Genomic DNA, 9,564 nt, shown 5'->3' with positions numbered 1-9,564 from the left:
GACTTTGCGCCGATGATAGTGCTGCAACCAGTGTGAAAGTAGGTTATCGTCAGGCTAGTTATAAGAGAAAAACCCCCATCAGCCTAAGCGCGCTCAAGATCGCGCTTGGTGCAGGTGGGGGATTTTTTTCGTCCAAGGATTTGTATCCAATGATGCTCGTGGGCGAATCCAAACTGATCCGCCCATCACCGCCGGCTATTCGGCAGCATCTGAAAATCTTCACTCCGGTCCGCATCGCGTAATGCCTGCAACAACGCTTCCGGCGGACACACCAGCTTGCGCTGTGCCAGGTCCAGCCGGCCGTCGACGTCACCCTGGCCGCGAGCACATCCTCCCGATAAAAGTCGTTGCGCAGTTTCATGCGGCTTCCATCCTCGGACAGTCCCGACAACATCATCGTCACCCGCACCGAATCGCGCAGGTGGAATTCGCGGAAGTATTCGACCTCGTCCTTCATGACCACCGGCCCGATCTTCAGCCGCATGAATTCGGACATCGGGACCACGGTCGGCAAAATACATCATGCGCAGGTCGGCGGATTTATCCAGATAGGCCGTGTTGCGCATGTGTGAATTGAAGTCCATGTCGCCCCAGCCGGCCATCAGCGTTCTCTCATACATAAGGTTCTCCTTTCAGCGATCTCAATGCGACACTGTACAGCCGACAGGAATGCCGCGCCGAAGGCGTGGTTTCCAAGGTTGGAATGTGGTTGCGTGCGCGCGGTTCGCGATATGAATGTCTGGGCGTAAAAAAGCCGCCCGGCTTTCACCGGGCGGCGTTCGTATTAACTCACCGTTTTACTTGGTGCCTGTCCGGGTACCGACGACTTCAACAGATACACGGCGATTCTTGGCGCGTCCTGCGGAGTTCGCGTTGTCAGCTATTGGCTGGGACTCGCCCTTACCCTCGGTATAGACCCGGCTTGGCGTCAGGCCTTTCGACACGATGTAGGCCTTGACTGCCTCTGCACGGCTGAGCGACAGCTTTTGATTGTAGGCATCCGAGCCGACCGCGTCAGTGTGGCCGACCGCGATCATCACTTCGGTCTGCATGCCTTGCAGCTTGCTGACCAGTTCGTCCAACGCTTGCTTGCCCTCTGGCTTGACGATCGCCTTGTCGAAGTCGAACAGCGCCTCGGCCGCGAACGTCACTTTTTCGGATACCGCGACTGGCGCCGCGGCGACCGCTGGCGCCGGTTCGACGACCGGCGCGGCGGCAACAGGCTCCGGGATTACCGATGCGACGACCGGGCGGGCGGCTGGCCGGCCAAGTTTGTACACCAGGCTGAACGAGACCAGGTCGACGTCGCCGCGGTTGCCGATGGCATCGTTCAGGCGGTAGCGCTCGATTTCGGCACGGCCGGCCAGCGCTTCGCTGAACTTGTACTCCGCGCCAAGCCCGACTTTTGCGTTGAGCTTGCGTTCACTGGCGCTAGGATTGGTGACGGCAGCCAGCCGGTTACCCGAAAAGTGGGTGCTGGTCTTGGCATAGTTGGCACCGGCGCGGGCCAGCAGCGACAGGCGCTGGTTAAGCGGCAACTGGCCGACGAGATCAACGTTCACGCCGCGGAAACCGGCTTCGCCACCGAGCATGCCGTTACCGCTGGTGCGCGCATCAAACCCGAATGTGCCGAGATCGAAATAGCCTGCCTCGACCGCGAAGTACTGGTTCAGCTGTTTGCCGATGAACAGCTTGTAGCCAGCTTCGCGCTCATTGGCGCTGAACGAACTGACGCTCGCGCCGTTGGCCGTAAGGCTGGCGCGGATGCGTTGTTCATCGATGCTGGCGCGCGACTGGCCGATGCCTGCGCCGATGTACACGGCGCTGTTGGCCCAGTCCGGATTGATGAACGGCTCGTCAGCCTGGGCCGCTTGCGCGGCCATCATCGAAAATGCCAGGCACGACAGGGCGATTGTTTTGGTAAGTTTCATGTTGGTCCCGAGTTATTTGGTGATCTTGTTGTTTCTGAGCGTGACCGCTGCAGCAGTCAGCACGCGTCCGTTTTGCAAGGTGGTGTTGTCGCCTACCGTGATGGCGGCTGCCTGACCGAGGATCGAGCCCTTGAAGACGCTGTTGGCGCCCAAGGTGGTAGGGCCGACTGGAACCCAGGTCAGGTTGCTTGCGCTGGCGCCGTTGGTCAGCTCAACAATGGAATTGGCCGTGGCGTTGAGCGTCATCGCGGTGCGGAAGATGTAGACGCCAGGTCCGTTTAGCTTCAACGTACCGGTGATATTGATGGCGCCTGCATAGCAGTAGACGCCTGGGGAAAGGACCAGGCCGCCAAGGTCGATGCCGCTGGCGGAGCTAACGTCGCAGGTCCGGCTGTTGGCATCGGTAATCGCGAGTTGCAGGTCGGCCAGTGCATTGGCCAGGATCGCGCCAGACTTGTAGTTGGTGAAGCCAGCAGCCAGGACCGGATCGGTGGTCTGCGATGGCGCGCCAACATTGCCGGTGATCAGGGTGGTGCCACCCGCGTTGTTGGTAATTGAGGTTCCAGCAAGCACAGCGAAGTCGGCGGCGCTGCGCAGGTTGACGGCTGCGGATGCTGGCGGCGGTTGTGGCTGTGGTTCCGGTTGTACGATGGCGGCGACGGTCAGGGCGGCGTTGGCGGACTGGCCGTTGAAGGTCGCGGTGATCGTGGTGGTCCCGACGGCGACGCCGGTGGCAACGCCAGTATTCAGCACGGTGGCAATGCCGGTAACCGAGGACGTCCATGTCGCACTAGCGGTCACAATCGCTGTCGAGTTGTCCGAATAGCGGGCGGTCACAGTGTAATTTTGTTTTGCGCCGACGCTGATGGTGGCCGATGCGGGCGAAATCGAAATGCCCGACAGGGTCGCCGCAGCGGTGTCGGCAGTGGATGTCGCGATCTTGCCGCCGAAGGCTGCGCTGATGATCGACGACCCTGCCGCTACGCCAGTGACGAGACCGCCCACGGTGGAGCCGACCGCCGCGGTATTTGCCGAGCTAAATTGCGACCGGGTCGTAACGTCGACTGTCGTTCCGTCCGAGTAGCTCGCGGTGGCGGTCAGCTGGCGGGTTTCGCCGGCAAACAGGGTGACCGCCGGGGGCGTGATTGCCAGCGACATCAACGACGCTGGGGCAACCGTCAAGGTGGCCGCGCCGGTCTTGCCGTTGAAGCTGGCGCTGATGACGGTGCTGCCCTGGCTGACAGCGGTGGCATTGCCGCTGGCAGCGGTCACGGTCGCGACGGCCGGGGTGGCTGAGCTCCATGCGGCTTTCGTGCTGACATCTTGTGCCGAGCCATCAGAGTAGACCGCGGTGGCGACGAATTGCTGGGTCGTGCCGAGCGCGATCGTGGCAGTGGCCGGGGTGACGGCAATGTTCACCAGGCTGGCCGCGGGCAGGCCGAGGATCGGATCGCGGCCCTGGTCGCCGCCGCCGCAACCGGCAACGAGTGCGGCGCCGAGCAGGCCAGCCGAGCAGAATAGTAGTTTGGTGTAGCGCTTGAATGTGTTCATGCTGTAGTTCCTTCGTGAGTAGCCATCGTTCATGTGCTGTCCGACGTGCAATGGCCCCGACTATTACTGTTGGGAACTGCCCGGTCCGTTCGGTACCGCGCATAGCGGCCGAAGATAAATAGTTGACTCCAATAAACAACGGAACCCGGACCGCCAGCCCGTGACTTTACCCGGCCGAGAGCGGGGCCGCTTCCACTTCCAGGCCCAGCCGGAACAGGAATTAGAACAAATATAAAGAAGCGTGCGCTGGTTAGCGTGTTACCCTGACCGGTCACCAATCCCACGCCCCGGCGAGAAAACGCATGAATGCTCCATAAGCATGACCCGAACCAGAATTTCCTCCTCGCGGCGCTTCTCGACGCCGAATTCAACCGCCTGTCCCCCCACCTCGAGCTCGTTTCTCTGAAGCTCGGTAACGTACTCGCGGAATCCGCCAGCAAGACCGATTACCTGTATTTCCCGACCACGGCGATCATTTCGCTGCACTACCTGCTGGAGAACGGCGGCTCGTCCGAGATTGCCGGCGTCGGCAACGAGGGCGTGCTTGGCATTTCGCTGTTCATGGGCGGCGACACGACGCCGAGCCGCGCCGTGGTGCAGACCGGCGGCTTCGGCTACCGCATTCCCGCGCGCATCCTGATGGAAGAATTTGATCGCGCCGGACCTGTGATGCGTTTGCTGCTGCGTTATACGCAGGCGCTTATCACGCAGATGTCCCAGACCGCCGTCTGCAACCGCCACCACAGCGTTGAACAGCAGCTGTGCCGCTGGCTGCTGCTAACGCTCGACCGCCTCGGCCCGGCCGAGCTGACAATGACCCAGGAACTGATCTCCAACATGCTCGGTGTGCGCCGCGAAGGCGTGACCGAAGCCGCAGGCCGGCTGCAGGCCAGCGGCTTCATCAGCTATCGGCGCGGCCATATCACGGTGACCAGCCGCGTCGGCCTGGAGCGCAATGTTTGCGAATGCTATGGCGTCGTAAAGAAAGAATTCGCGCGTTTGCTGTCCGATACGCGCAACCGCCAACCACCTGCCATGGCTGGCAGGCCTGCCTGACGACTTCAGTTTCGCCGTCACCTTTTAGAGCCAGGTTGAGTGCTCGACATCAGGCAACATAAGACTCCCCATGAAATCGATAATGAATTCCTCCGTGGAACGGCTGATGGCATTTGCCTTCGCCGCCACGTTCGCCGTGCTGTTGTTAGTGGGCGGCATCGCCCTCAACCAAGCGATGGACCCGGCCTTATCCGGCGACCTGATCACGGCCAGCGTGGCCGCATTGGTATTCCTGCTGGCCTTGCTGTTCATTTTGATCGGGCGGGCCGTGCGTTCGCGCGCCGTCGAGCAGATGTCGGTAAGCGAGGCGCCGCTGCTGAAGGCCGGCGCGCTGCAGGATGCGATTTTCAACAGCGCCAACTTCTCCAGCATTGCAACTGACGCACAGGGCGTGATCCAGATCTTTAACGTCGGCGCCCAGAAAATGCTCGGTTACGCCGCCGGCGACGTGGTCGATAAGTTGACGCCGGCGACCATTTCGGACGCCAAGGAGCTGATCACCCGTGCCGCCGCACTGAGCGCGGAATTCGGCACCTCGATCCGGCCGGGTTTCGAGGCGCTTGTCTACAAGGCATCGCGCGGGATCGAGGACATCTATGAACTGACCTATATCCGCGCGGACGGCACCCGCTTTCCTGCGCTGGTGTCAGTGACTGCGCTGCAAGATGCGCCAGGCAAGGTGATTGGCTACCTGCTGATCGGAACCGACAACACGGCGCGCAAGCAAGTCGAGGCCGAACAGGCGCTGCTCGACCAGCGCCTGCGCGACCAGCAGTTCTATACCCGGTCACTGATCGAATCGAATATCGACCCGTTGATCACGACCGATTTGCGCGGCATGATCAGCGACGTCAACCAGCAGATGGAAATGTTGACCGGGCGCACACGCGATGAGCTGATCGGTGCGCCGTTCAAAAATTGCTTCACCGAGCCGGAGCGTGCCGAAGAAGCCATCACACGCGTGCTGCGCGAAAGCAAGGTCACCAACTACGAGTTGACGGCGCTCGCGCGCGACGGCAAGGAAACCGTGGTGTCGTACAACGCCACCACCTTCCATGATCGCGACCGTAAGCTTCAGGGCGTGTTCGCGGCCGCGCGCGATGTCACCGAGCGCAAGCATTTCGAGCATGCGTTGCAGGAGACGAACGTCGAGCTGCAAACGGCCAGGGAAGCGGCCGAAAAGGCCAACCTGGCCAAATCCGAATTCCTGTCAAGCATGAGTCACGAGCTACGTACCCCGCTCAACGCGGTGCTTGGGTTCGCCCAGTTAATGGCATCCGAAGTGCCGGCGCCAGCTGCCGCCCAGCAGCGCTCGATCGACCAGATCCTGAAGGGCGGCTGGTACTTGCTGCGCCTGATCAATGAGATCCTGGACCTGGCGATGATCGAATCCGGCAAGGTGACGATGTCGCACGAATCGGTGTCCCTGACCGAGGTGCTACAAGATTGCAAGGGCATGGTCGAGCCGCAAGCTGCGACACGCGGCATCGTACTGACTTTCCCGAAATTCGATGACGTCAGCTGGGTTCGCGCCGACCGCACGCGCATCAAGCAGGTCATGATCAACCTGCTGTCAAACGCCATCAAGTACAACGCCACTGGCGGCAGTGTCATCGTGCAATGCGCGCTCAGCGGTACGGACCGGGTACGCGTCAGCGTCAAGGACACCGGTTCCGGCATGTCGCCTGCGCAGCTCGAGCAGTTGTTCCAGCCTTTCAACCGTCTCGGGAAGGAAAGCAGCGGCGAAGAGGGGACTGGCATCGGGCTTGTGGTTACCAAGCAGCTGGTCGAACTGATGGACGGCGTCATTGGGGTGGAAAGCGCAGTCGGTGTCGGGACCGTTTTCTGGGTGGAGTTCGCAACCTCGGCCGCGCCCGCGCTCGCACTCGGGCATATCGACGACGCTGCGCATGATCGCAGGCTGCCGGCGGCGCGCGAGCCTGGTGACAAGCCAACCCTGCTTTATGTCGAAGATAATCCAGCCAATCTCGCGCTGGTCCAGCAGCTCATCGGGCGTCGCGGCGACCTCCACCTGCTTACTGCCATTGATGGCCATGTGGGCGTACAAATGGCGCGCAGCTATCTGCCGGATGTGATCTTGATGGACATTAACCTGCCTGGGATTAGTGGATACGGCGCGCTGGCCATCTTGCGCGAAGATCCGGCCACTGCCCATATTCCCGTGCTGGCGCTGTCGGCAAATGCTATTCCCCGCGATATCGAAAGAGGTCTTGAGGCCGGTTTTTTCCGCTACCTCACCAAGCCGATCCGCGTGCGCGAGTTTATGGATGCGCTTGACGTCGCACTACATCACGCAGAGGCGCACGGCCTGTTGGAAGCAAGCGAGCCGGGTCAATGATGAACACACGGAATAACACCGGGAATCTAATGGTTGAAGCTTCTGAAATACTCGGCGCAAGCATCCTAATCGTCGATGACCTGGAAACGAACGTCATGCTGCTCGAGCAAATGCTTCGCAATGACGGCTACACGAACATCACCACGACACAACTTCCGCGCGACGTGTACGGGCTGCACCAGTCCCGGCATTTCGACCTCATCCTGCTCGATCTCCAGATGCCTGACATGGATGGTTTTGAGGTGATCGAGGCGCTCAAGGACCTCGAGGAAGATAGTTATCTTCCAGTCCTGGTCATCACAGCGCAGCCGGGACATAAGCTGCGAGCGCTGAAGGCCGGTGCCAAGGACTTTATCAGCAAACCGTTCGACCTGGTCGAGGTCCAGACGCGCATTCACAATATGCTGGAAGTGCGCCTGCTGTATCGCAAGCTCGCCGAATATAACCGGGTACTCGAGCAAACCGTATTGGACCGGACCGCCGAATTGCGCATAAGCGAAGCGCGCTTCCAGCGTTTTACCGAATTATCGTCCGACTGGTATTGGGAGCAGGATGCGGATGGCAAGCTGACGCAGTTTTCCGGGCCGGTGCAGGAAATGCTTGGCATCGGTGTAAATGCCGGGGATGACAGGGGGGCGGGCTGGAACGCAAACGAACGCGCGGCGCTGGATGCAAAAATCGCCGACCGCCTGCCTTTCCTCGATTTCATCTATACCCGCACGGCGCCGAACGGCAGCATGCAGTATCTGCAGGTGAGTGGTGAGCCGATGTTCGACGCAGCCAGCCGGTTCACCGGATATCGCGGCGTCGGCATGGATGTCACCGAGCGGATGATACGCGCCTGATTATTCGGCGACGGCGCCGCGGCTGATGCTTTCGCCGTCATTGGGCTTCAAGCGCCAGAACAGGAACGACGATGCGGCTGTGATCAGGCCCAAGGTCAGGAACGCATGATGCAGTGCATTCGTGACCAGCACGGGGTCGGTCTTGACCACGTTGCCCAGATACCAGCCGGCCACCAGCGATCCGGCCGCAAGGCCGAAGCTCATCGACAGCTGTTGGAACGAACTCGACATTGTGCTTGCCATGCTGGAGTCCTTAGCGTCGATGTCAGCATAGGCGAGGGAGTTCATGCTCGAAAACTGCATGGATGCGAAGAAACCCTGCATTAACCCCAGTGCGGCAATCGCCGCCAGCGGAGTCCCGGAATCGACCTGGGAAAAAGTGGTGATCGTCACGCCAATACAGATGGTGTTCACGATCAGGATCTGGCGATAGCCGAAGCGCTTGAGCAGGCGCTGGGAAAACAACTTCATTCCCATGGCCGCAATTGCTGACGGCATCATCAGCAATCCCGACTTCCATGCCGGCAGCCCCATGCCGACCTGATACAGCAGCGGGAGCAGGAAGGGCAGGCCCCCGAACCCCATTCGCGTGACAAAGCCACCAAGCACCGAGATACGGAAGGTGCGAATCCGGAACAGGCCCAGCCGCAGCAGCGGGAATTGGGCGTTGCTGGCATGGACGGCATACGCCAGCAGCAGACCCAGCGACACGCCAAGCACGGCGAGTGCAGTCATCGGCGCAAGCGTGTGCTCGCCGAAGACTTCGAGCAACCATGAAAGCAATGCCGTTCCGGAGCTGAACAGGATCAGTCCGGGCACGTCGAGCGGACGCTTGTGCTCGCTCGCATGGTCAGGCATGTAGCGATACACCAGGAACAGCGCGATGATCCCAACCGGAACATTGATAAAGAAAATGTAGCGCCAAGAGAACCAATGAACGATCAGACCGCCGACAGTAGGGCCGAGCAGCGGGCCGATCAGCGCCGGGATGATCACGAAGTTCATCGCCCCCAGCAATTCCGATTTCGGGAAGGTACGGATGATGGCGAGGCGTCCAACGGGCATCATCATGGCGCCGCCGAGACCCTGCAGCATGCGCGCGGCAACCATCATCTCCGGAGTGACGGCGAGGCCGCACAAGATGGAAGCGATCGTGAACACGATAATGGCAATCGAGAATACCCGCCGCGTACCGAAGCGGTCGGCCATCCAGCCGCTGACCGGAATCCCGACCGCCAGGGCGAGGATGTAGCTGCTGACGACCGATTTCAGGCTCAGCGGCGTCACATCGAAGCTGGCGGCAATGCTCGGAATGGCCGTGTTGACGATGGTCGCGTCCAGCTGCTCCATGAACAGGGCGGCCGCGACCACCCACGGCAGGTAGCGCTTTGTGACTGAGCTGTTCAGGGTGTCCATCCTGTCCGACGACGCTGCATGACGGTTCCTCATTTGGTGCAAATTGCGAGCTGATCAATTATCCGGATTGATGACTATAGCTCCGTACGGCAGTTTTCACACACACCACAGCAAATAACCCTTGTCACTACCGAACGGCTTTGCTATAGTTCGCCTCCCCGCAGAAATGGTTAACGAAATCAAGTAGTTGCTGAGTTGTGAGGGCCGTCTGAAAAAGGCGACGTAGTAAAAAAGAGTTTGACGAGCAACGCAAATTACCGCATAATCTCATCTCTTCGCTGCTGACAAACACAACGCTTTGTCGATAAGCAGCAAGCAGTACCGAATAAAGTTCTTTAAAAATTAACAGTCGATAAGTGTGGGCGTTTGATGAAGGTGCCAGTGACTTCGGTTACTGATTACTTAA

The 9,564-nt window shown here is 60.1% G+C and carries 7 protein-coding genes and 1 pseudogene; 4 read left to right on the top strand and 4 right to left on the bottom strand.

Annotated elements, in window-relative coordinates; all coding sequences use genetic code 11:
* The coding region (locus HHL21_RS21475; protein WP_206085967.1) for a hypothetical protein at window positions 1-242 on the top strand (242 nt) is incomplete at its 5' end.
* Between the two features lie 107 nt (window positions 243-349).
* Here the strand turns inward: HHL21_RS21475 and HHL21_RS22235 are convergent.
* The 3 genes and pseudogenes from HHL21_RS22235 to HHL21_RS21225 form a co-directional block, all read right to left on the bottom strand.
* A pseudogene (locus HHL21_RS22235) lies at window positions 350-457 on the bottom strand (thioesterase); the annotation flags it as partial.
* Window positions 458-797: 340 nt separating this feature from the next.
* Window positions 798-1,931: an OmpA family protein gene (locus tag HHL21_RS21230; RefSeq protein WP_229496674.1), complete on the bottom strand. Its 1,134-nt coding sequence runs from the start codon at window positions 1,929-1,931 to the stop codon at window positions 798-800.
* Window positions 1,932-1,943: 12 nt separating this feature from the next.
* The gene (locus HHL21_RS21225) at window positions 1,944-3,482 is read right to left on the bottom strand and encodes an ice-binding family protein (protein WP_169469654.1); all 1,539 of its coding nucleotides are present in this window, start codon (window positions 3,480-3,482) and stop codon (window positions 1,944-1,946) included.
* 306 nt (window positions 3,483-3,788) lie between these two features.
* Between HHL21_RS21225 and HHL21_RS21220 the strand changes: the two genes are divergently transcribed.
* The 3 genes from HHL21_RS21220 to HHL21_RS21210 all read left to right on the top strand — a co-directional run bounded on the left by HHL21_RS21220 (window position 3,789) and on the right by HHL21_RS21210 (window position 7,742).
* Entirely contained in the window at window positions 3,789-4,538 is a 750-nt protein-coding gene (locus tag HHL21_RS21220) for a Crp/Fnr family transcriptional regulator (protein WP_169469652.1), read from the top strand.
* Between the two features lie 82 nt (window positions 4,539-4,620).
* Entirely contained in the window at window positions 4,621-6,897 is a 2,277-nt protein-coding gene (locus HHL21_RS21215) for a hybrid sensor histidine kinase/response regulator (protein ID WP_229496672.1), read from the top strand.
* A gap of 29 nt (window positions 6,898-6,926) precedes the next feature.
* Window positions 6,927-7,742 carry a response regulator gene (locus HHL21_RS21210; protein WP_169469650.1) on the top strand — a complete coding sequence of 272 codons (816 nt, stop codon included), beginning with the start codon at window positions 6,927-6,929 and terminating at the stop codon, window positions 7,740-7,742.
* Here the strand turns inward: HHL21_RS21210 and HHL21_RS21205 are convergent, their stop codons facing one another.
* A complete protein-coding gene (locus HHL21_RS21205) occupies window positions 7,743-9,158 on the bottom strand; it encodes a DHA2 family efflux MFS transporter permease subunit (protein WP_169469648.1) in 1,416 nt (471 codons plus the stop codon). It lies immediately after the preceding gene.
* Window positions 9,159-9,564: the final 406 nt, after the last annotated feature.

It is taken from the genome of Massilia polaris (assembly GCF_012927275.1).
Lineage (GTDB): Bacteria > Pseudomonadota > Gammaproteobacteria > Burkholderiales > Burkholderiaceae_D > Telluria_A > Telluria_A polaris.
This window is presented reverse-complemented; position numbering and strand designations above follow the sequence as displayed.

Bases quoted from the DNA above. Each gene is read 5' to 3' on its own strand.
- HHL21_RS21230 (WP_229496674.1), bottom strand. From the start codon at position 1,931: ATGAAACTTACCAAAACAATCGCCCTGTCGTGCCTGGCATTTTCGATG.
- HHL21_RS21225 (WP_169469654.1), bottom strand. From the start codon at position 3,482: ATGAACACATTCAAGCGCTACACCAAACTACTATTCTGCTCGGCTGGC.
- HHL21_RS21220 (WP_169469652.1), top strand. From the start codon at position 3,789: ATGCTCCATAAGCATGACCCGAACCAGAATTTCCTCCTCGCGGCGCTT.
- HHL21_RS21215 (WP_229496672.1), top strand. From the start codon at position 4,621: ATGAATTCCTCCGTGGAACGGCTGATGGCATTTGCCTTCGCCGCCACG.
- HHL21_RS21210 (WP_169469650.1), top strand. From the start codon at position 6,927: ATGGTTGAAGCTTCTGAAATACTCGGCGCAAGCATCCTAATCGTCGAT.
- HHL21_RS21205 (WP_169469648.1), bottom strand. From the start codon at position 9,158: ATGGACACCCTGAACAGCTCAGTCACAAAGCGCTACCTGCCGTGGGTG.